Annotated in this window: 18 protein-coding genes and 2 tRNA genes; 5 read left to right on the top strand and 15 right to left on the bottom strand. The window is 64.9% G+C overall.

What is annotated here, in order from left to right; genetic code table 11:
• The first annotated feature begins 345 nt into the window (after positions 1-345).
• The 4 genes from AC13F7_RS10620 to AC13F7_RS10605 all read left to right on the top strand — a co-directional run bounded on the left by AC13F7_RS10620 (position 346) and on the right by AC13F7_RS10605 (position 3666).
• The gene (locus AC13F7_RS10620; RefSeq protein WP_481469230.1) at positions 346-642 is read left to right on the top strand and encodes a hypothetical protein; all 297 of its coding nucleotides are present in this window, start codon (positions 346-348) and stop codon (positions 640-642) included.
• Positions 642-905, top strand: coding sequence for a hypothetical protein (locus AC13F7_RS10615; protein WP_483000205.1), 264 nt, complete (start codon positions 642-644; stop codon positions 903-905). The genes AC13F7_RS10620 and AC13F7_RS10615 overlap by 1 nt, the downstream gene beginning before the upstream one ends.
• Positions 906-915: 10 nt before the next feature.
• Complete coding sequence (locus AC13F7_RS10610; RefSeq protein ID WP_483000203.1) at positions 916-2481, top strand: PepSY-associated TM helix domain-containing protein; 1566 nt, start codon at positions 916-918, stop codon at positions 2479-2481.
• A gap of 108 nt (positions 2482-2589) precedes the next feature.
• The gene (locus AC13F7_RS10605; RefSeq protein WP_483000201.1) at positions 2590-3666 is read left to right on the top strand and encodes a serine hydrolase domain-containing protein; all 1077 of its coding nucleotides are present in this window, start codon (positions 2590-2592) and stop codon (positions 3664-3666) included.
• Here the strand turns inward: AC13F7_RS10605 and AC13F7_RS10600 are convergent.
• Entirely contained in the window at positions 3635-5233 is a 1599-nt protein-coding gene (locus AC13F7_RS10600; protein ID WP_483000199.1) for a winged helix-turn-helix domain-containing protein, read from the bottom strand. The two genes, AC13F7_RS10605 and AC13F7_RS10600, sit on opposite strands and share 32 nt — an antisense overlap.
• Positions 5234-5380: 147 nt before the next feature.
• On the opposite strand from AC13F7_RS10600, the gene AC13F7_RS10595 reads away from it, so the two are divergent.
• On the top strand, positions 5381-5764 hold the full coding sequence (locus AC13F7_RS10595) for a VOC family protein (RefSeq protein ID WP_483001005.1): 384 nt from the start codon (positions 5381-5383) through the stop codon (positions 5762-5764).
• Between the two features lie 170 nt (positions 5765-5934).
• Here the strand turns inward: AC13F7_RS10595 and pnp are convergent, their stop codons facing one another.
• The 14 genes from pnp to AC13F7_RS10525 all read right to left on the bottom strand — a co-directional run bounded on the left by pnp (position 5935) and on the right by AC13F7_RS10525 (position 22388).
• Complete coding sequence (gene pnp / locus AC13F7_RS10590; RefSeq protein ID WP_319624158.1) at positions 5935-8046, bottom strand: polyribonucleotide nucleotidyltransferase; 2112 nt, start codon at positions 8044-8046, stop codon at positions 5935-5937.
• Positions 8047-8193: 147 nt separating this feature from the next.
• Positions 8194-8454, bottom strand: a complete 261-nt coding sequence (gene rpsO, locus AC13F7_RS10585) for a 30S ribosomal protein S15 (protein ID WP_038687260.1) — start codon at positions 8452-8454, stop codon at positions 8194-8196.
• Positions 8455-8628: 174 nt separating this feature from the next.
• Complete coding sequence (gene truB, locus AC13F7_RS10580) at positions 8629-9540, bottom strand: tRNA pseudouridine(55) synthase TruB (protein ID WP_483000196.1); 912 nt, start codon at positions 9538-9540, stop codon at positions 8629-8631.
• 118 nt (positions 9541-9658) lie between these two features.
• On the bottom strand, positions 9659-10144 hold the full coding sequence (gene rbfA, locus AC13F7_RS10575; protein ID WP_481469240.1) for a 30S ribosome-binding factor RbfA: 486 nt from the start codon (positions 10142-10144) through the stop codon (positions 9659-9661).
• Positions 10145-10165: 21 nt separating this feature from the next.
• Entirely contained in the window at positions 10166-12805 is a 2640-nt protein-coding gene (gene infB / locus AC13F7_RS10570) for a translation initiation factor IF-2 (RefSeq protein WP_481469242.1), read from the bottom strand.
• A gap of 95 nt (positions 12806-12900) precedes the next feature.
• Positions 12901-14412: a transcription termination factor NusA gene (gene nusA / locus AC13F7_RS10565; protein WP_019182690.1), complete on the bottom strand. Its 1512-nt coding sequence runs from the start codon at positions 14410-14412 to the stop codon at positions 12901-12903.
• Between the two features lie 4 nt (positions 14413-14416).
• Complete coding sequence (gene rimP, locus AC13F7_RS10560; RefSeq protein ID WP_346471891.1) at positions 14417-15007, bottom strand: ribosome maturation factor RimP; 591 nt, start codon at positions 15005-15007, stop codon at positions 14417-14419.
• 736 nt (positions 15008-15743) lie between these two features.
• Positions 15744-15820: transfer RNA gene (locus AC13F7_RS10555), tRNA-Met, on the bottom strand.
• Positions 15821-16002: 182 nt separating this feature from the next.
• Positions 16003-16079: transfer RNA gene (locus AC13F7_RS10550), tRNA-Met, on the bottom strand.
• A 121-nt stretch (positions 16080-16200) separates the two neighbouring features.
• Positions 16201-17661 (bottom strand): NADH-quinone oxidoreductase subunit NuoN, encoded by a 1461-nt coding sequence (gene nuoN, locus AC13F7_RS10545; protein ID WP_481433899.1) that lies wholly within the window; start codon positions 17659-17661, stop codon positions 16201-16203.
• Positions 17662-17697: 36 nt separating this feature from the next.
• Positions 17698-19206: an NADH-quinone oxidoreductase subunit M gene (locus AC13F7_RS10540; protein WP_179458355.1), complete on the bottom strand. Its 1509-nt coding sequence runs from the start codon at positions 19204-19206 to the stop codon at positions 17698-17700.
• 23 nt (positions 19207-19229) lie between these two features.
• Entirely contained in the window at positions 19230-21422 is a 2193-nt protein-coding gene (nuoL, locus tag AC13F7_RS10535) for an NADH-quinone oxidoreductase subunit L (RefSeq protein ID WP_481469244.1), read from the bottom strand.
• 7 nt (positions 21423-21429) lie between these two features.
• The gene (gene nuoK, locus AC13F7_RS10530; RefSeq protein ID WP_019182685.1) at positions 21430-21735 is read right to left on the bottom strand and encodes an NADH-quinone oxidoreductase subunit NuoK; all 306 of its coding nucleotides are present in this window, start codon (positions 21733-21735) and stop codon (positions 21430-21432) included.
• A complete protein-coding gene (locus AC13F7_RS10525) occupies positions 21732-22388 on the bottom strand; it encodes an NADH-quinone oxidoreductase subunit J (RefSeq protein WP_483000192.1) in 657 nt (218 codons plus the stop codon). The genes nuoK and AC13F7_RS10525 overlap by 4 nt, the downstream gene beginning before the upstream one ends.
• Positions 22389-22397 lie beyond the last annotated feature (9 nt).

Raw genomic sequence — 22397 nt, 5'->3', positions numbered from 1 at the left:
AGAGTGCTTTGGTCTGGTGGCCCGCAAGGGGGCCTGGAGAATCCGGGGGCGAGGCAATAAAAAAGCGCCACGAGGGCGCCTGCGTCAGGGGCCGTCGGGGGCGTTCAGCGGTGGGCGGTGGTAGTGCTCATGTCACACGCTAGACCGGCGCAGGGCGCGGGCCACCTTGTTGCCTCGATAGAGATGCCCTGATCTTAAACCAATCCGCCACTGAATGCGCCGCCCGCCAGCCAACCGGTGCCCGCACAGCGCCTGAATGCGTCCGTGTGGCGCCTGCAAACCGCAATGATTACCATGCGCGGATTACTGTCCTGCCCGGGACAGGGTTTGCCGACTGGATTGCCGATGATCACTGTTGCCCTGACCTCGCTCGGCTTCTGCAGCCTGGCGCTGGTCGGCTCCGCCTTTTCCGCCCTGGCACTGTATGCCGCCTCCCCGCATTGCCGCTGGCCACGCCTGCGTCGGGCCGGACGGCTGGGCCGGCAGATCAGCCTGGTTGCCGCCGTGGCGGCGCTGTGGCTGTGGATCGCCAACCTGGGTATTGCCACTGGCATGGTGGTGATGCTGTGCAGCTGGATGCTGGCGGCGATCCTGCTGCCGCTGCTGGCCGCGTGGCACCGCCCCGCACAGGTGATGCGCTGATGTGGGCACGGGCCGGTGCAGGCGTGCTGGCGGGCTTTTTTGTCGCCGCCGCGGCCACCGGGTTGATCGCCTGGTTGCCGCCGGGGCCGTGGCAGAACGCGCTGGTGCCCAGCCTGATCGCCTTCATTCCGCTGTGGATGCTGGCCGCGATCTGGGCCTTCAGCTTCCGCACCGGGCTGCGGGCGTGGGCCGTGATGAGCGCCACCGCCCTGGCCGGGTTCGGCCTGCTATGGCTGCTGCGCCTGACCGGCGCGGTGCAATGAGAGCGATACGATGAAGTTCAGTTCCCAGACCCTGCGCACCTTCACCACCCTGCACACGTGGGTGGGCCTGGTCGCCGGTTTCGCACTGTTCGTGGCGTTCTACGCCGGTGCGCTGACCCTGTTCCACCACGATCTGCCGCTGTGGCAGACCCCGCATGCGGTGGACACCCCGGCCGCGAGCCTGGACGATGCGCAGCGGTTGCTCGACGGCGTGCTGGCGCGGCACCCCACTGCGCGCGTCCACGTGGGCATGACCTTTCCGGGCGCGGATCATCCGCAACCGATCGCGTATTGGCAGGATGCCAAGGGCACCTGGCTGTACGCCTGGCTGGACCATTACGACGGCAGCGTGACCCCGCCACAGACCGGGCTGGCCGAGCTGGTCAACGAGCTGCATTACAGTCTGGGCCTGCCGGTCGCGGGCACCTACCTGATGGGCATCGTCAGCCTGCTGTACGGCGTGGCCCTGCTCAGTGGCCTGGTCATCCACCTGCCCAAACTGCTGGGCGATCTGTTCGCGCTGCGCCCAGGCCGCAACCTCAAGCAGATGTGGCAGGACGCGCACAACGTGATCGGCGTGCTCAGCCTGCCCTTCCATCTGATGTTCGCCGTCACCGGCGCACTGCTGTGCCTGGTGTTCCTGCAGATGGCGGCGCTGAATCCGCTGATCTTCGACGGCAAGCTGCTGCAGGCGGTACCGGCGGCGATGGACACCGCCCCGGTACGCGAGCCCAGCGGCCAGCCCGGCGCTGGAACCCAGCTGCGCATGCTGCATGCACGCGCCATCGAGGTGGCGCGCGCGCAGGGCGTGGCCGATTTCGAACCGGCCTTCCTGAAGCTGGCCCATGCCGGCGATGCCAACGCGACGATCGAGATCACCGGCGAATCCGGCGGCACCCTGGGGCCGCTGGGCGCGGTCGGCCTGGATGCGGCCAGCGGCCGCCTGCTGAGCAGCCAGCTGCCCGGCCAGCGCGATGCCAACCATGCCACCTTGAGCGCGGCTTACGCGCTGCACTTCGGCGAGTTCGGCAACGGCGTGGTGGTGTGGCTGTATTTCCTGCTCGGCCTGGGCGGCGCCTTCCTGTTCTATTCCGGCAACCTGCTGTGGATCGAATCGCGGCGCAAACGGCGCCAGGTGGAACAGGGCCGCGCGCAGATCAACATGGCCCGGGCCACGGTGGGGGTCTGCATCGGGCTGTGCGTGGCAGTCTCGGCGAGCTTCGTGGGCGCACAGATCCTGGAACAGGTCGCGCCGCAGGCGGTCGATCACGGCATCCGCTGGATCTGTTTCGCCACCTGGGCCGCGTGTGCACTGTGGGCGGCACTGCGCCGCCCCGACCAGGCCGCCCGTGAGCTGCTCTGGGCGGCCGCCGTCAGCACCGCACTGGTGGCGGTGGCGCACGGCGGCCTGACCGGCTACTGGCCGTGGACGAGCGCGGCACGCGGCTACTGGCCGCTGTTCTGGGTGGATGCGGTGGCCCTCGCACTGGCATTCGGATTTGCCACGCTGGCGCGCGCGAGCCTGCGCCGCGCGCGGCATGGCGACCCGAACAGCGTCTGGAGCGCACCGCGCTGATTACCCTGGAGGCCTGCTGCGACGGGCTTTCAGAATTCTTCAGCCACGTTTCCAGCACTTCAGCCCGCATCATGGCGTAGTCGGCCCTCATCTCGAGGAGCCTTGCCCATGCACCACTACCGACACCCATTTGCCACCCTGGTCTTCGCCCTGGCGGCCGCTCTGCCATTGACCGCTCCCGCCGCACCTGCGGTGCTGGACACCGCCCGGATCACCGCACTGGAGTCGGCGATCACCACCCAGGACATCAAACAGGTCACCAGCGTCCTGCTGCTGGTGGACGGCCAGGTGGCCTACGAGGGGTACTTCAACGGCGGCACGGCGGACACCCTCAATGATGTGCGTTCGGCCAGCAAGAGCGTCACGGCGATGCTGGTCGGTGCGGCCATCGGCGATGGGTCCCTGCCCGGCGTGCAGGCCCGCGTGTACGACTACTTTCCCGCGTTCACCGCCGGCCATTACGTCGATCCCCGGCTACGCGCGATGACGGTGGAAGACCTGCTCACCATGAGCACGCTGTGGGAGTGCGATGACGAGAATGCGTTCTCGGCCGGCAACGAAGAGCGCATGTATGTGACCGAGCACTGGCTGGACTTCGCGCTGTCGCTGCCGGTCAAAGGCTTCGCACCGTGGATGACGCGACCGGAAGACAGCCCGCACGGCCGCGCGCATGCCTACTGCACGGCCAATTCCTTCGTGCTCGGCGCGGTGGTGGAGCAGGCGACGAAGCGGCCCTTGGCCGACTACGCCGCACAGGTGCTGGAGCGTCCGCTGGGCATCACCGCCAGCCGGTGGAACCGCTCACCGGAAGGCATCGGCATGGGCGGCGGCGGAACGCGCTATCGCAGCCGTGACCTGGCGCGGCTGGGGGAACTGGTGCTGGCCGAGGGACGCTGGCAGGGCAGGCAGCTGATTCCGTCCCGCTATGTGCGGGCAATGGTCGGCGCGCAGGCCACCGCCGGTGATGGCAGCGACTACGGCTACCAGTGGTGGGGGCTGAAGCTCCCGGTCGATGGGCACGAAACCACGGTCTGGACGATGTCCGGCAACGGCGGCAACTACGTGTTCGTGATGCCGGAGAAGAAGCTGGTGGCGGTCATCACCAGCCAGGCCTACAACCGCAACTACGCCCACCCGCAGTCGCGCCGCATCCTCACCGAGTTCCTGCTGCCCGCGCTGCGCTGAGGCCATCGAGGTCTGTTGGCCGCCAGGTGGCGGCCAGCACCTGGGCGCGCTGGGCAGATACGTCCGTCTCGATCGTGTCGAGCAGTCGCTGCCAGCCGGCCGCACCGTGCAGCGGCGCAAACAAGGGGGTGGCGCGCAGCCACGCCGCATCGCGGAAGCCGGCGCTCACCGCGTGGCGCAGGGCCACCAGCGCAGCTGCCTCATCGCCTTGGGCCTGCAGCAACAGGGCACGTTCCAGCGCGGTGTCGGACCAGCCATCGTCGCCCTGCCCTTTCAGCAGTTGCAGACGCTCGGCAATCCATGCCGGCGTAGGCGCTGGATCGCCGTACAGACCGGCCAGGGTCTGCCCCATCGACTGCTGTGGGCGCAGTGCCCGGCTCTGCTCGAAGGCGTCAGCAGCGCCCTTCCGATTCCCGTTCAACAGCCGCAGTTCGCCCTGCAGACGCAGCAGCTGCGGATGCGGAGTCCCACGCGTCAGCGCCTGATCGAGTGCAGCCTGCGCCTTGCCCGGCTCTCCCATCGCCAGCAGGCTGCGCGGCCAGGCGATGTTGGCGAACACGTTGTCCGGATAGAGCTGGAAGTTGCGTGCATGCCGGCGAGCGGCGGCATCGGTGAACCCCAGCAGCTCCAGTTCGCGTGCGACCTGTACGTCGCGGAAGCGGACCCGCTCGGGCGCGCGCAGCGACAGGTTGTCCTGCAGCGCCTGCGCGAGGTCGCCTTTTTCCTGCTGCAGGTAGGCCAGCGATGCACGCGTGCGCTCGTCACCCGGATCGCGCTGCAGTGCCTGCCGGTAGTCCGCCATGGCCTGCGACATCGCGCCAAGGCAGTCGTAGGCATAACCGCGTGCCGCCCAACCGGCTGCATCTTCCGGGGCCTTGCGCACCAGTTCGCCGCCCAATACCAGCGCTTCCTCCGCGCGCTCGCGTGCGCCGTTGAACAGGCAGGCATCGGCGGCCAGCGCACGGGCGAGCCCGCGCCTGGCCGTCAACGATTCCGGATCTATCTGCAGCGCCTGGCGATACAGCCCAATGGCACGCTCGTTGTTGCTGGCCTGCCCGATGCCCGCGTAATACGCAGCGCGCTGCAGCACCGGATCGGCAGGCGACACCGGTGCGGGATCGGGACGGGCCACGATCACCGCGACAGCGAGAGCGACAGCGGCGACGCCCGCCGCCAGCCAGACCCCGCGTGCACGTCCGTGCCGAGGTGACGCCAGGGCGCTGTCAGCGATGACCATGGCAACGGTGTCGTGCACTATCGGCTGCGGCGGCGCGCACAGCTGGTAGCCACGGCCGCGCACCGAGCGCACGTAGCGTGGCCGTCGGCTGTCATCGCCCAGTGCCTGGCGAAGCAGCTTCACACGCTGGCTGATCGCATCCTCACCGACCACCGCCGGCGCCCAGACCTGCTGCGCGAGGGTGTCGAAGCTGACGACCTCGGTACCGTGCGACAGCAGACACTCCAACAGCCGCCAGCTCAGTCCATTGACCGGCAGCACCTCATTGCCGCGCCGCACCTGCTGTGCGTTGCGGTCGATATGCAGATCCAGCAGTGTCTCTGTCCCCATGCCGCCCAGCATAGGGCACTGCGCACAGGCGCGGCAGGAGGCGCTCGATGGCAGGCCCTACAGCGTCAGATGTTCACCTGCGGCTTGCGCGCCCGGCCGTACAGTTCAACCGCTCTCCCTGCCTGCTGCGTGACACCGATGACCGACCTGCATATCGACCGATTGGACCACCTGGTCCTGACCGTGGCGGATGTCGCCGCGACCTGTGCGTTCTATCAGCGCGTGCTGGGCATGGAGGTGGAGACCTTCGGCGAAGGCCGCAAGGCGCTGCGGTTCGGGCTGCAGAAGATCAACCTGCATGCACACGGGCGCGAGTTCGAGCCCAGGGCCGAGTACCCCACGCCCGGCTCGGCGGACCTGTGCCTGATCACCTACGCAACCATGGACGAGATTCTGGCGCATCTGCAGGCGCAGGGCGTGACTGTGGAAGAAGGGCCGGTGCAGCGGACTGGTGCAACCGGACCGATCCTGTCGGTGTATTTCCGCGATCTGGACCGGAATCTGATCGAAGTATCGCGTTACCTGGCCTAGCGCGACCGAGTTGGCCAGCGGCAGCCATGCAGGGCATGGTGCTACGCCGCCGATACGCGCCGCGCACCTGAAACGCGCGCACAAAAAAAGCGGGCCGAAGCCCGCTTTTTCTTGTCTGCGTGGCGTGAGAACCGACGGTCCTCACCTACCGCGAGATCGGCGTGGGCCGATTACTCGGCGGCGGGGGCGCCTTCGCCTTCTTCGACGGCCTTCATCGACAGGCGGATACGGCCCTGCTTGTCGACTTCCAGAACCTTGACCTTGACCACATCGCCTTCCTTCAGCACGTCGCCGACCTTCTCGACGCGGTCGCTGGAGATCTGCGACACGTGGACCAGACCGTCCTTGCCCGGCAGGATCGTGACGAACGCACCGAAGTCCATGATCTTGGCGACCTTGCCTTCGTAGATGCGGCCCGGCTCGACATCCGAGGTGATCTGCTCGATGCGGGCCTTGGCAGCCTGCGCAGCGATGGCATTGACCGAGGCGATGACGATGGTGCCGTCATCCTGGATGTCGATCTGGGTGCCGGTTTCCTTGGTGATGGCCTGGATGGTGGAACCACCCTTGCCGATCACTTCGCGGATCTTGTCCGGGTGGATCTTGATGGTCAGCAGGCGCGGCGCGTAGTCCGACAGCTCTTCGCGCGGGGCGGTCAGGCCGTGGGCCATTTCACCCAGGATGTGCAGACGGCCAGCCTTGGCCTGCTGCAGTGCCTGCTTCATGATCTCTTCGGTGATGCCTTCGATCTTGATGTCCATCTGCAGGGCGGAGATGCCCTCAGCGGTACCAGCGACCTTGAAGTCCATGTCGCCCAGGTGATCTTCGTCACCCAGGATGTCGGACAGAACGACGAAGCGATCGCCTTCCTTGACCAGACCCATGGCAATACCGGCCACCGGCGACTTGACCGGCACGCCGGCGTCCATCAGGGCCAGCGAGGAACCGCAGACCGAGGCCATCGACGAGGAGCCGTTGGATTCGGTGATTTCCGAGACCACGCGGATGGTGTACGGGAAGGCTTCCAGCGACGGCATCACTGCCAGCACGCCGCGCTTGGCGAGGCGGCCGTGACCGATTTCGCGACGCTTCGGGCCCATCATGCGGCCGGTCTCACCCACCGAGTAGGGGGGGAAGTTGTAATGGAAGAGGAAGTTTTCCTTGTACTCACCGGCGACGGCATCGATGACCTGGCCATCACGGGCGGTGCCCAGGGTGATGGTCACGATGGCCTGCGTTTCACCGCGGGTGAACAGCGAGGAGCCGTGGGTACGCGGCAGGATGCCGGTCTTCACCGAGATCGGGCGGACGGTGTCCAGCGCACGGCCGTCGATGCGGACCTTGGTGTCCAGCACCGAGTTGCGCATGGTGCTGTATTCCAGCTCGCCGAATTCCTTCGACAGCTCGGCCGGGTTCCAGCCGTCAGCGGCCACACGGCCAGCCAGCGACTCGGTCACGTCCTTCTTGATCGCCGAGATGGCGTCACGGCGCTGCAGCTTGTCGCGCACCTGGAAGGCTTCGCCCAGACGCGGGCCGATGGCTTCCTGCAGGGCGCTGATCAGCGCGGTGTTCTTGGCCGGGGCTTCCCAGGTCGACGGCTTGGTGCCGGCTTCCACGGTCAGCTCGTTGATCGCGTTGATGACCTTCTGCATCTCGCGGTGACCGAAGGTCACAGCGCCCAGCATCACGTCTTCGGACAGCAGCGCGGCTTCGGATTCCACCATCAGCACGGCGTTGGCGGTACCGGCGACAACCAGTTCCAGCTCCGAATCCTTCAGTTCGGTCACGGTCGGGTTGAGGATGTACTCACCGTTCTTGTAACCCACCTTGGCGGCGGCGATCGGACCCTTGAACGGGGTGCCGGCCAGCGACAGCGCAGCCGAGGCGCCGATCAGGGCAGCGATGTCGCCATCGATGTCCGGGTTCAGCGACATCACCGTGGCGATGATCTGAACTTCGTTCTTGTAGTCTTCCGGGAACAGCGGACGGATCGGGCGATCGATCAGGCGCGAAATCAGCGTCTCTTTTTCGGTCGCGCGGCCTTCGCGCTTGAAGAAACCGCCCGGGATACGGCCACCTGCGTAGAACTTCTCCTGATAGTCGCAGGTCAGGGGGAAGAAGTCCTGGCCCTCACGCGCGCTCTTGGCGGCAACGGCGGAGACCAGCAGCACGGTGTCGTCGAACTTGACGATGACGGCACCGCCGGCCTGACGGGCGATTTCGCCGGTTTCAAGCGTGACGGTGTGCTTGCCGTACTGGAAGGTTTTGGTGATTTTTGCCACGGGGGTTTCCTTGGATGATGCTTTCTTCAATGGACCGCGGGCGACCCTTGCCGCCGACGGGTGACCGGTTGTCCGGCCCATACGTTTGATGCGGTACTGCCAAAACAAAACCGCGGCGCATTCCTGCGCCGCGGTGGGGGTTCGTGCTTAGCGACGCAGGCCGAGCTTTTCGATCAGGGCCTTGTAACGCGGAGCGTCTTTCTTCTTCAGGTAGTCGAGCAGGCTGCGGCGACGGTTGACCATCTGCAGCAGACCACGACGGCTGTGGTGATCCTTCTTGTGGGTCTTGAAGTGGCCGGTCAGCAGCTCGATGCGGGCGGTCAGCAGAGCGACCTGGACTTCCGGGGAGCCGGTGTCAGCGGCGCTGCGCTTGTTGTCTTCAATGACCTTCTGGGTGTCGATCGACATATCTGTTTTCTCTTGGATGCGTGGCCCGCAGAAACGTCCCATTGACGTACCGCGCGACTCGCCGTGAACGAAAGGATGAACCCGCAGAACGCGGGAAGCCTGAAAAGGCCGCGGAATTGTAACGTCAGCGGCCCTCCGGAACAAGGACCGGGGTGTGATGCCCGGCCGGGTCGGTCAGAGGTTGAACAGGCGCTGCGGGGCCAGCAGACCGGTCTCGTCGACCTGGCCCAGGCCCTGGATCGCCTCCCCGGGGCCGAAGACCACCACCCCACCCTGCGGCCAGCTGGCGTCGCGGATCCGCTGCCCCACGCGGAAGCGAGGGGTCTGCTCGTCGTCCAGCGTCACCCGGGGGTAATGGGCCAGACCTGCGTCCAGCGGCAGCAACAGGGCCTCCATGCCGGCCTCATCGCCCTGCTCGGCCAAAGCGCGCAGGGTTTCCAGGGTGACCATCGGCGCCTCACGGAAGGGGTCCACCCACAGCCGGCGCAGGCCGGCGATATGGGCGCCACAGCCCAGTGTCTCGCCCAGATCGCGGGCCAGGCTGCGGATGTAGGTGCCTGAACCGCAGGTCACCCGCAGCGACAACCGGGTCGCCTGCTGCGCCAGCACCTCCAGCGCATGCACCTCGACATCGCGCTCCGGTGCCTCGATCGCCTCGCCACGGCGCGCCTTCAGGTACAGCGGCTCGCCGCCCTGCTTGAGCGCGGAGTAGATCGGGGCGCGCTGGCGGATGCGACCGCGTAGCGGTGCCAGCGCCGCCTCCAGTGCGGCCGCACTGATGGCCGGGACCGGCCGCTCGCGCAGCACGGTGCCATCGGAATCATCGGTATCGGTGGTCTGGCCCAGCACCACCTCGGCGTCATACGCCTTGGCCGAGCCGAGCAGCAGGCCCGCGATCTTGGTCGCTTCACCGAAGCACAGGGGCAGCAGACCGGTGGCCAGCGGATCCAGGCTGCCGGTATGGCCCCCCTTTTCGGCGCGGTACAGGCGGCGAGCCACCTGCAGGGCTGCGTTGGAGCTCATGCCGGTCGGCTTGTCCAGCAGCAGGATGCCATCCAGGCGGCGGAATGAAATTCGGGGTGCCATGCATTCAATTCAAAACGGCGCCGTGTGGCGCTGCCGGTCAATCCGGCCTCCGGCGGAGCGGTCGCACTGCGACAGGCCCCACCCCATAAGACAACAGCCCTTTCGGGCTGTTGGTCCATCAGGCTTTCTTGTCGCCTTCGTCGGCGTCTTCGCCTTCGTCGTCTTCGCCGTCGTCATCGCCCTGCCGGCTTTTCTCTGCCGCCAGCGTATCGGGCAGATCACGCAGGATGTTGTCGATGCGCTCGCCGCGATCCACCGAATCATCGTAGTGGAAGTGCAGCTCGGGCACGTGGCGCAGCTTCATCGCACGCGCCAGCTCCATCCGCAGTTCCCAGGCCAATTCCTTCAGGCCTTTCATGGCCTCCACCGAACGTTCGGGCATCAGCGCGGTGACGAAAATCTTGGCATGCGCCATGTCACGGGTGATTTCCACGTCGGAGACGCTCACCGAAGGCAGGCCGTGTACACGCACGGCGTTGTGCACGAGCGTCCCCAGTTCGCGGCGGATCTGGGCGGAAACACGGTCGGTTCGATGGAAGGTCTTTGGCACGGTAGGCGGACTCGTCTTGAAGGGTGATGCGTAAGCGAAGAAGCCGGACCGCATGAAGCGGCCCGGCCTGGAACATTACAGGGTGCGCGGCACTTCGATACGCTCGAAGCACTCGATCTGGTCACCCGGCTTGACGTCGTTGTACGCCTTCACGCCAATACCGCATTCGGTACCGTTGCGGACTTCCTCGACGTTTTCCTTGAAACGACGCAGCGATTCCAGCTCGCCTTCGAAGACCACGACGCTGTCGCGCAGGACGCGGATCGGCTTGCTGCGCTTCACCGTACCTTCGATGATCATGCAGCCTGCGACCGCACCGAACTTCGAGCTGCGGAACACGTCGCGGACCTGCGCGATACCGATGATCTCTTCGCGGATTTCCACGCCGAGCAGACCGGAGGCCACCTGCTTCACCTGATCGATCACGTCATAGATGATCGAGAAGTAACGCAGATCCACACCGTTGGACTCGATGATGCGACGCGCGGAGGCGTCGGCACGCACGTTGAAGCCAATCACGGTGGCCTTGGAGGCAACCGCCGAGTTGGCGTCCGACTCGGTGATGCCACCCACGCCGGAGTGGATCACGTTGATGCGGATGTCGTCGTTGGACAGCGCGACCAGTGCCTGGCTCAGCGCCTGCACCGAACCCTGCACGTCGGCCTTGATCACCAGGTTCAGCACCTGCTGGCCATCGCCCTTGCCCAGGGTCGCCATGATGTCTTCCATGCGGCTGCCGGCCGACTGCACCAGGCGCGATTCACGGCGCTTGGTTTCGCGCTGCTGCGCGACGTCCTTGGCCAGACGCTCGTCTTCCACCACGACGAAGTCATCACCGGCATCCGGCACGCCGGACAGACCCAGCACCTGCACCGGAATCGACGGGCCAGCCTGGTCAGGCTGTGCGCCGGTTTCGTCGAACAGGGCGCGCACGCGGCCGTACTGGATACCGCAGACCAGGTAATCGCCCTTCTTCAGCGAACCCTGCTGCACCAGCACGGTGGCGATCGGGCCACGGCCCTTGTCCAGCGAGGACTCGATGACCACGCCGGTGGCGCGACCGTCGGCCACGGCCTTCAGTTCCAGCAGTTCGGCCTGGATCGAGATTGCATCCAGCAGGTCGTCGATGCCCAGACCGGCCTTGGCCGAGATCTCGACCATCTGCACGTCACCGCCGAAGTCTTCGGAGACGACCTGCTCGGTGAGCAGCTCGTTCTTGACGCGCATCGGATCGGCGCCGGACTTGTCGATCTTGTTGATCGCCACGATCAGCGGCACACCCGCCGAACGGGCGTGCTGGATGGCTTCCTTGGTCTGCGGCATGACGCCGTCATCGGCCGCCACCACCAGCACCACGATGTCGGTCAGCTTGGCACCGCGGGCACGCATGGACGTAAACGCCGCGTGGCCCGGGGTATCCAGGAAGCTGATCACGCCCTTCGGCGTTTCAACGTGGTACGCACCGATGTGCTGGGTGATGCCACCGGCTTCGCCCGTGGCGACCTTGGTGCGGCGGATGTAATCCAGCAGCGAGGTCTTGCCGTGATCGACGTGGCCCATGATCGTGACGACCGGCGGACGTGCCACCGGCTCGCCCTGGTTGCCACCGGCCAGCGCCAGCAGCGCGTCTTCGGCGTCGTTGGTGTTGGCACGGATCACGTTGTGGCCGAGTTCTTCGGTCACCAGCGCGGCGGTGTCGTGGTCGATGGTCTGGGTGATGGTCGCCATGACGCCCATCTTGAACAGCGCCTTGACCACATCGCCGCCCTTGACGGCCAGCTTCTGGGCCAGATCGGCGACGGTGATGGTGTCGCCGATGGTGACGTCACGCACGATCGGAGCGACCGGACGTTCGAAGCCATGGGCACCACCGCCGCTGCGCGACTGGTTGCTGTCACGGCGGCTGCCGTGCTGCACGCGCCCGGTCGGACGACCACGCGAGTTGCTGTTGTTGCCGCGGCGGGCGCGATCGGCGGCCGACAGATGCAGCTGACCGGCGAAACGGTTGCCACCATCGTCGTCGCGCTTGGCGCCCGGACGGTTGTTGTTGTTCGAGTTGCGATCGTCCGAACGCGGCGCCGGACGGGCAGCCGACGGTGCAGCCGGACGCGCGTTGCGGGCCGGTGCATCGGCAGCAGACGGCTTGGCCGCAGCCGGGGTCGGGGCCGGCGGTGCGTTCTTGGCCGCTTCAGCAGCGGCTTCGGCCGCCTTGCGCTCGGCTTCGGCACGTTCCTTGGCGTCGATTTCTTCCTGACGCTTGCGGGCGATTTCTTCGTCGCGCGCACGGTCCTTCTCGGCCAGTGCGCGCTGCTCGTCCAGATTGCGCTGGCGGGATTCCTCCAGCTTGCGCAGGATGTCGGCGCGCTCCTCATCCGCGGTCATCGGCTTGCCGCTGGCGTCCTTCATGTAGGTACGCTTCTGGCGCACTTCCACGTTGACGGTGGTCTTGCTGCGGCCGGCGCTGACGGTCACTTCCTGCAACTTGCGACGGTTCAGGGTGATCTTCTTGGCGGCTTCGTCGGTGCTCTCGACGGGCTGCTCGGTCTTGCCGTGCGAGCGACGAAGGAAGCCCAGGAGCTTCACCTTTTCGGTACTGGTCACGACCTGGTCGGGACCGCTGAACTTCATGCCGGCTTCGGCAAGTTGTACGAGCAGTTTATCGACCGGGGTGTTGACCAGTTCGGCAAGCTTGCGGATGGTGGTTTGCTGCGACATTCGGATCCTATGATCTGGTTGGCGCTCCCTCGAAACGTGCGAAGGCAGCGCGGAGTCTAAGCCCTGAGCGGGTCAGGGCACTGTTCATCGCTGGCTCATTCGCCGCGCTCCAGGCGGGCGATCTCCTCGGCTCGGGCGGCAAGGATCAGGGCGGCGGCGCGCTCCTGGTCCATGTCCTCGATGCCGAACTCGAGGATCTCGTCGGCGGCCAGGTCCGACAGGTCCTCACTGGTACGCACGCCGTGACCGGCCAGGGCGTAGGCAGTTGCCTCGTCCATGCCTTCCAGGGCGAGCAGGTCTTCCGACGGCGAGCCGTCTTCCAGACCTTCTTCCACCGCGAGCGCTTCGTTGAGCAGCGCATCGCGGGCACGGGCACGCAGCTCTTCGACGATGTCTTCGTCGAAGCCTTCCACGGCCAGCAGTTCGCCGACCGGGACGTAGGCGATTTCTTCCACGGTGTTGAAGCCTTCGGTCACCAGGATGGCGGCGATTTCTTCATCCACTTCCAGCTTGTCCATGAACAGCTGGCGGGCAACGCCCTGCTCTGCCTCGGACTTGGCGGTCACCTGGTCCTGGGTCATCACATTGAGCTGCCAACCGGTCAGGCGGCTGGCGAGGCGCACGTTCTGGCCGCCCTTGCCGATCGCCTGGGCCAGGCGCTCTTCCGCCACGGCCAGGTCCATCGAGTGCTTTTCTTCATCGACGATGATCGACTGCACTTCCGCCGGCGCCATCGCATTGATGACGAAGTTGGCGGGGTTCTCGTTCCACAGCACGATGTCCACGCGCTCGCCATTGAGCTCGTTGGACACGGCCTGCACGCGCGAACCGCGCATGCCGATGCAGGCACCGATCGGATCGGTACGCGAATCGTGGGCCAGCACGGCGATCTTGGCGCGGTCGCCCGGATCACGTGCACAGGCCTTGATCTCGACCAGGCCCTGGCCGACTTCCGGCACTTCGAGCTTGAACAGTTCGATCATGAATTCCGGGGCGGCGCGGCTGATGAACAGCTGCGGGCCACGCGGCTCCGAACGGACTTCGGCCAGGTAACCGCGCACGCGGTCGCCAGCGCGCAGTACGTCGCGCGGAATGCCCTTGTCCTTCGGGATGAAGGCCTCGGCGTTGCCACCCAGGTCCACATAGATGTTGCCGCGCTCGGCGCGCTTGACCACACCGGTGACCAGTTCGCCAACGCGATCCTTCCACGCATCGACCACCTGCTGACGCTCGGCCTCGCGCACGCGCTGGACGATCACCTGCTTGGCGGCCTGTGCGGCGATACGGCCGAAGTCCGGGTTTTCGATCTGCTCTTCGATGAAATCGCCGACTTCCACGCCATCGGCTTCATCGATGGCGTCCATCAGACGGATCTGGCGGTCCGGAGACTCCATGACCACGTCATCGGCCACCACTTCCCAGCGGCGGAAGGTTTCGTAGTTGCCGTCCTTGTGGTCGATCGACACACGGGCCAGCACTTCTTCTTCCGGGTAACGCTTTTTGGCAGCCGAAGCCAACGCTGCCTCGATGGCATCGAAGATGACTTCGCGCGGGACGCCTTTTTCGTTGGCGACCGCATCCACTACCAGCAAAAGTTCCTTGCTCATTGGCTCACTCCGCGCGCGGCTTTTTGGCCGCCGGCTCGTTGGATGGTTTCTTGTTCGCCTTGCCACCCTGTTTGGGTGCCGGGCCAGTCGGTTTGGTCGGAGCCAGGCCGAGGGCGGCCCAGTCCGGCATGATGCGCGCCTTGTCGATATTCTCGATGTCGGCGGTAAACGGGGCATTGTCGACCTTGAAGGTGACCGTGCCTTGTTCGATATCCACGGCGAGGATTTCGCCCTGCAGACGACGACGGCCGTCCTGCGGCAGCTTCAGCGTCACCTTGGCGGATTCGCCGACGGCGCGCTCGAACTGGTCGCCGGTGAACAGCGGGCGGTCCACGCCCGGCGAAGACACTTCCAGCGTGTAGTTCGCCGTGATCGGGTCTTCGACGTCCAGCTGGGCAGAGACTTCGCGGCTGACGCGTTCGCAGTCGTCGATGTTGACGATGCGCTCGGGCTGTTCGGCCAGCGGCACGTCGATGTACAGGCGCAGCGTGGCACCACCCGGGGCGGTCAGATATTCCACGCCCAGCAGCTCGAGACCCAGCGACTGAACGGTGGGGGCGAGCAGATTCGCGATTTCGGTTGCCTTGTCGCTCACAGTCGGCCTTGATTCGTTGAAAAGAAATACGGTCTGGTCCACGGCTTGGACCACCTTCCGGAAACAACAAAGGGCCCGTTGGGCCCCTGTCCGGTACAACTCCGGTCATGCTGGATTCCGGTGCAGATGCGCATGTGGTGCACGTCTGCGAGCCCAGCGTTCCGGGGGGTCACGGCGGCCTGGGTACAGGTTGCCGTTCCTGGAAGCCGGTCGCGGGGCCTGTTCATATCCGTTGAGGGGATATGAGTAGACAGTCCGCTAAGCCACTGATGATAGCCGTTGCACCGCGCTGGTGCAATGGTTGGGGTGGTTTGTGGTGCCTGTATTCGGAAAGCTGAACGGCCAAAGCGGGCTGTTTGGGCTTTCGTCCAGGGCATCGGCATGGGCAGGTCCGCGGGACGCGCCGTGAACCCGTCCATGGGGGCTCATGGGCGACATCCATGTCGCCCCAATGGTCCCGCCAACCTGCCCACCCCGCTGCCTACGGAAATGGCTGGCCAGTCATTGAGGTCACAAGCAACAGCAGAGCAACATTCCAAACGACTACTCGTCACTAATCTTGGGTGCGCTTCAATCATCGTTGGCGCAACCGCAACCGCAACCGCAACAGGAGCCGCCGCCCGCGCTCTGCCGCCTTTCCACCGTCGCGCCGACGATGCCGTTGCCACAACGAAAAAAGCGACCTCGTTGCCGAGATCGCCTTTTCGTCTACTGCATCTGCACTGCAGATTTTCTGTGGTAGCGGGGGCAGGATTTGAACCTGCGACCTTCGGGTTATGAGCCCGACGAGCTGCCAGACTGCTCCACCCCGCAGCAGAAGCGGAATTGTAAGGGAGTTTGAGTTCCCGTGCAACCCCTTTGAAACATTGGCTGTGCAAAAGCCCCTAGGCCAAAGCCAAACAGGCAATGCGATCCAAGCCCTGGAACGAAAAAAGCGACACCGTTTCCGGTATCGCTTAATTCGTCCACTGCCTCCGGTTTGCACCGGAGCTATATGGTAGCGGGGGCAGGATTTGAACCTGCGACCTTCGGGTTATGAGCCCGACGAGCTGCCAGACTGCTCCACCCCGCAGCAGAAGCGGATGAGTGCGGAAGGCCCGGGGGACCTCCTAGCAACGATGTTCTGGCGAAACCGCTGCATCAACAACTCAGGAGATGAATATTACACGAGTTGCGCACGTTTGTATCGTTTTTTACGAAATATGTGCAAATGCCTGCTGGCACCACACCATGATCGGGTTCCATGCCACGCCCAGGGCCAGCAGCGCCAGGGCGTTCACGCCCAGCACCACGCCCAGCACGCGGTCGTTGTTGGCCGGCAGCGGCTCGCCCACCGGCTCATCGAAGTACATGACCTTGATGACGCGCAGGTAGTAGAAGCAGCCGATCACGGCGCAGATCACGCCGACCATGGCCAGCCACAGCATGTCGCCCTGGATCGCGGCACCGAGCACGGCGAGCTTGGTCCAGAAGCCCAGGAACGGCGGGATGCCTGCCAGCGACGCCATGATGCACAGCACCAGGCCGGCCATCCACGGGTTGCGGGCGTTGAGACCCTTGAAGTCTTCGATCTTCTCGGCTTCAAAGCCATTGCGCGACAAGGCGATGATCGCGCCGAAGGCGGCCGTGGACATGATCGCGTAGCTCAGGGCGTAGAACAGCGCCGCCGAGTAACCGCGCTCGCCACCACCGGCCATGCCCATCAGCAGGAAGCCGATGTGCGAAACGGTCGAGAAGGCCAGCATGCGCTTGAGGTTGGTCTGCGCGATCGCCATCAGGTTGCCGATCACCAGCGACAGCGCGGCCAGGCCACCGATCAGGTACTTCCATTCGTCGGCCAGCGGACCCACGCCCATTTCCAGCAGGCGGTAGGCCATGCCGAACGCAGCCAGCTTCGGGGCCGAGCTGATGAACAGCGCGACCGGTGCCGGAGCGCCCTGGTAGACATCGGGCAGCCACATGTGGAACGGGGCGGCACCGAGCTTGAAGGCCACACCGGCGATCATGAACACCGCGCCGGTCAGCAGCAGCATCTTCTCTTCGGTATGCGGAATGGCCGCGTTGATGGCGTCCAGGTGCAGCGAGCCGGTGGCGCCGTAGATCAGCGACATGCCGTACAGCAGCAGACCCGAGGCCAGCGAACCCAGCACGATATACTTCATCGCCGCTTCCGAGGCCAGACCGTTTTCACGGTTGCTGGCGACCAGGGCGTAGGAGCACAGCGCCAGCAGTTCCAGGCCCAGGTAGACCATCAGCAGGCTGCCGGCCGAGACCAGGATCATCATGCCCGCGGTGGCGAACAGGATCAGCACCGGAATCTCACCCTGATAGAGCTTGCGCTCGCGCAGGTAGCTCCAGCCGTAGATCAGGGTCAGGCCGCTGCACAGCACGATCACGGTCTTCATCACGTCGGCCGCGGTGTCGCGGACGAACATGCCGTGGAAGACCTCGCCCTGCCCGCCCACTCCGGTGGCGAGCATGAAGAACACGACCGCCAGCGCGGCGATCGAGAACAGGTGGGTCCAGATCTTGTTCTTCTCACTGATGAAAAGATCAAGCATCAACAGGGCGAACGCACTGCCGACCAGCACCAGCTCGGGAGCGAGCGGCGGGAGGTCAGCGGCGGTCAGTGGCAACAGCGGCGAGGTGGTCATCATCAAATCCTGGAATCAATACTCTCGACGGCCCGATTACAGCAGCTTGCTGGATGCGATCTGCATCGCCAGCTTCGCGATCGAGGGCTCCATCAGGTCGGTCAGCGGCTTGGGGTACAGGCCCAGGGCAAGGGTGCCCACGGCGAATACACCCAACACCAGCCACTCGCGACCGTTGATGTCCTTCAGTTCGGCGACATGGGCGTTGGCCACTTCACCGAAGAACACGCGCTTGTACAGCCACAGCGTATACGCCGCGGTGATCACCAGGGTGCTCGCCGCGCCGAGTGCCAGCCACGGATTGCGCTGGAAGCTGGCCATGATGATCATGAACTCACCCACGAAACCGCTGGTACCCGGCAGGCCGGCATTGGCCATGAAGAACAGCATGGCGAAGGTGGCAAACCAGGGCATGACGTTGACCACGCCGCCGTAATCGGCGATGCGGCGGCTGTGCATGCGGTCGTAGAGCACGCCGACGCAGGAGAACATCGCGCCGGACACGAAACCGTGCGAGACCATCTGCACCATCGCACCCTGCAGGCCCAGGCGGGCCGCATCCGGGTTGCCGGCATCGCGCACCAGCCACATGGCGATGAAGGTACCCAGGGTCACGAAGCCCATGTGCGCGATCGACGAATAAGCGATCAGCTTCTTCATGTCGTCCTGCACCAGGGCGACCAGGCCAACGTAGATCACCGCCACCAGCGACAGCGCGATCACCAGCCAGGCCCACTCATGCGAGGCGTCCGGCACGATCGGCAGGTTGAAGCGCAGGAAGCCGTAGCCACCGATCTTCAGCGCGATCGCCGCCAGGATCACCGAACCGGCGGTCGGTGCTTCCACGTGGGCGTCCGGCAGCCAGGTGTGGACCGGGAACATCGGCACCTTGACCGCGAAGGCGATCAGGAAGGCGAAGAAGATCCAGGTCTGCTCCTTGCCCGACAGCTGCAGCTGGTACAGGTCGGCCAGCTGGAAGCTGCCGCCCTTCAGGTACAGGTAGATCAGGGCCACCAGCATCAGCACCGAGCCGAGGAAGGTGTACAGGAAGAACTTGAGCGCGGCGTAGATGCGGCGCGGGCCGCCCCAGACACCGATGATCAGGAACATCGGGATCAGCATCGCTTCGAAGAACACGTAGAACAGCATCGCGTCCGTCGCGGCGAAGATACCAACGGTGACACCTTCCAGAATCAGGAAGGCGGCCACGTACTGGTTCACGCGCTTGTCGATCGCGCTCCAGGCCCCGATCAGGGCCAGCACCGAAACCAGCGTGGTCAGCAGGATCAGCGCAATGGCGATGCCGTCGACGCCGAGGTTGTAGCCGATGTCGTAGGCGGGGATCCAGGCGCGGGTCTCGACGAACTGCAGCGCGTCGATTCCCGTGTCATAGCCGCTGAGCAGCGACAGGCTGGCCACGAAGGTCAGCACCGCCACACCCAGCGACGCCCACCGGGCGGTCTGAGCATCACGGATGGCAAGGATCAATGCACCGCCGATGATCGGCAGCCAGATGAGAACACTAAGTAGGGGCCAGTTCGACACGTCTTCTTATTCCGTACAGGTCATCAACGCAGGTAATGCATCAGGACGCCCAGGAGGGCAATCAGGCCGATGATCATCGCGAAGGCGTAGTGATAGAGGAAACCGGATTGGGTGCGACGCAGCAGGTTGGCCGCCAGATCGATCAGGCGCGCCGAACCGTTGACCACCACACCATCGACCACATTCGTGTCGATCGCGCGCGAAACCTTGCCGAGCTTAATACCGCCGCCGGCGAAACCGCCGATCCAGAGCTTGTCGAAGCCGTACTTGTTCTCCAGCACCGACACGATCGGCGAGAAGGTCTTGCGGGCCTTGCCGGCCAGTTCCGGCTTCCACAGATAGAACAGCGCCGCCAGCAGGAAGCCGACCACCGTCAGGATGAAGGCCGGGGCCATCATGCCGTGGATAGCGAAGGCGACCGGGCCGTGGAACTCTTCGGCCAGCGCACCGATGGTGTTGCGTGCGGGGTCGTAGAAATCAACGATGCCGGTGAAGAACGAATGCACCTGGCCCGGAATGGCGGTCTCGGCATGGTGCCCGGCCCAGTCGGTGCCGTACAGCATCGGACCGATGCTGAAGAAACCGATGACCATCGAGGGGATCGCCAGCAGGATCAGCGGCAGCGTCACCACCCACGGGGTTTCGTGGGGCTCATGGGCGCCATGGCCGTGACCATGATCGTCATGATGCGCGTCGCCATGGTGGGCATCGGCTGCATGCGCGTCGGCGCCGTGGTGACCGTCATGGCCATGGCCGTGATCGTCATGCGCATCGCGGAAGCGTTCCTTGCCATGGAAGGTCAGGAACAGCAGGCGGAAGCTGTAGAAGCTGGTGACGACCACGCCACCCAGCACCGCCCAGTACCCGTAGGTCGCCACCCAGCTCGAGGAGACATGCGCGTGGTGCTGCGCGGCCTCGATGATGGTGTCCTTGGAGTAGAAGCCGGAGAAGAACGGGGTGCCGACCAGGGCCAGCGTACCGATCCACATGGTGATGAAGGTGATCGGCATGTACTTGCGCAGGCCGCCCATCTTGCGCATGTCCTGCTCGTGGTGCATGGCGATGATCACCGAGCCCGCGCCGAGGAACAGCAGCGCCTTGAAGAAGGCGTGGGTCATCAGGTGGAACACGGCGGCCGAGTACGCCGACACACCCAGCGCGACGGTCATGTAACCCAGCTGGGACAGCGTGGAGTACGCGACGACGCGCTTGATGTCGTTCTGCACGATGCCGATCAGGCCGGTGAAGAACGCGGTGGTGGCACCGATGAACAGCACGAAGTTCAGCGCGGTCTGCGACAGCTCGAACAGCGGCGACATGCGGGTGACCATGAAGATGCCCGCGGTGACCATCGTCGCAGCATGGATCAGGGCCGAGATCGGGGTCGGGCCTTCCATCGAGTCCGGCAGCCAGACGTGCAGCGGCACCTGGGCCGACTTGCCCATCGCACCGATGAACAGGCAGATGCAGATCACGGTGGCAACCGACCAGATCACCGGCTCGCTCATCACCGGGATGGAGGTGCCGAACAGGTTGATCGTGCCCGACCAGATCTGGATCAGCGCATCCGGGTGGCCCAGCACCTGGGCATTGGCGAACACGGTGGCGTAATCCAGGGTGCCGAACACCCACAGCACGCCGGCGATGCCGAGGATGAAGCCGAAGTCACCGACACGGTTGACCAGGAAGGCCTTCATGTTGGCGAAGATGGCGGTCGGGCGCTTGAACCAGAAGCCGATCAGCAGGTAAGAGACGAGGCCCACCGCTTCCCAGCCGAAGAACAGCTGCAGGAAGTTGTTGCTCATCACCAGGGTGAGCATCGAGAAGGTGAACAGCGAGATGTAGCTGAAGAACCGCTGGTAGCCCGGGTCATCCTGCATGTAGCCGATGGTGTACACGTGCACCAGGAAGGAGACGAAGGTCACCACGACCATCATCATCGCGGTGAGCTTGTCGACCATGAAGCCGACGTGCGCCGAGTACTGACCCACTTCGAAGAACGTGTAGATGTTCTGGTTGAACGGCTGGGCGCCGCCCCACAGCAGCATGTACAGCACGTAGCTGGACAGCACGCAGCTGACCGCCACGCCGAGGATGGTGACCGCCTGCGCGCCAGCGCGACCGACCTGACGACCGAACAGGCCGGCGATGATGCTGCCGAACAGCGGTGCGAGCACCACTGCGATCAACAGACTCTTGGAGAGAGTGATTTCCATCTACGGATCAGCCCTTCAGCGAATCGACTTCGCCGACATTGATGGTGCGGCGAGTACGGAACAGGGTTACCAGGATCGCGAGGCCGATGGCGGCCTCGGCCGCGGCCACGGTCAGAATGAAGAAGACGAACAGCTGTCCGGCCGTATCACCCATCTCACGCGAGAACCCGACGAAATTGATGTTGACCGACAGCAGCATCAACTCGATGGACATCAACAGCACGATGATGTTCTTGCGGTTGAGGAAGATGCCGGCAAGGCTGATGCAGAACAGCACTGCGCCCAGCGCCAGAATGTGGCCAAGCGTGATCATGGCTGCGCCTCCTCGTTGCTGGACGGCTTGATGTTGGTGTGCACGACCGGCTTTTCGGCACTCATCTTGACGATGCGCAGGCGGTCGCTGCCCTTGACCATGGTCTGCTCGGACGGGTTCTGGGTCTTCAGGCCGGTGCGGCGACGCAGGGTCAGCATCACGGCGGCAACCACGGCCACGGTCAGGATGACGGCGGCGAACTCGAACGGCAGCAGGTACTCGGTGAACAGGCTGCGGGCCAGCCAGGTGATGTTGGAGGTGTCGGCGGCCAGCGCGGCGGCGTTGTCGGCCGGGAACGGATTGACCGCCCTGCCCTTCACACCGATCAGCACCAGCATCTGCACCAGCATCGTCACCGCCACCACCAGGCCGACCGGCAGGTAACGCACCCAGCCCTCACGCAGGTTGGAGGGATCGATGTCCAGCATCATCACCACGAACAGGAACAGCACCATGACCGCGCCGACGTAGACCAGCACCAGCGCGACACCGAGGAACTCGGCCCCGACCAGGATCCAGATGCAGGCCACGGAGAAGAAGGTCAGGATCAGGCACAACACGGCATAGACCGGATTGCGCACGCTGATCACCGCCGCGGCGGAAATGCCCGCCACGATGGAGAAGACCCAGAAACTGATATTTACCCAATCCATCATTCGACC

It is taken from the genome of Stenotrophomonas sp. K-6 (genome assembly GCF_056861555.1).
The sequence above is the reverse complement of the archived record's forward strand: the minus strand, read 5'-3'. Positions and strand labels throughout refer to the sequence as shown.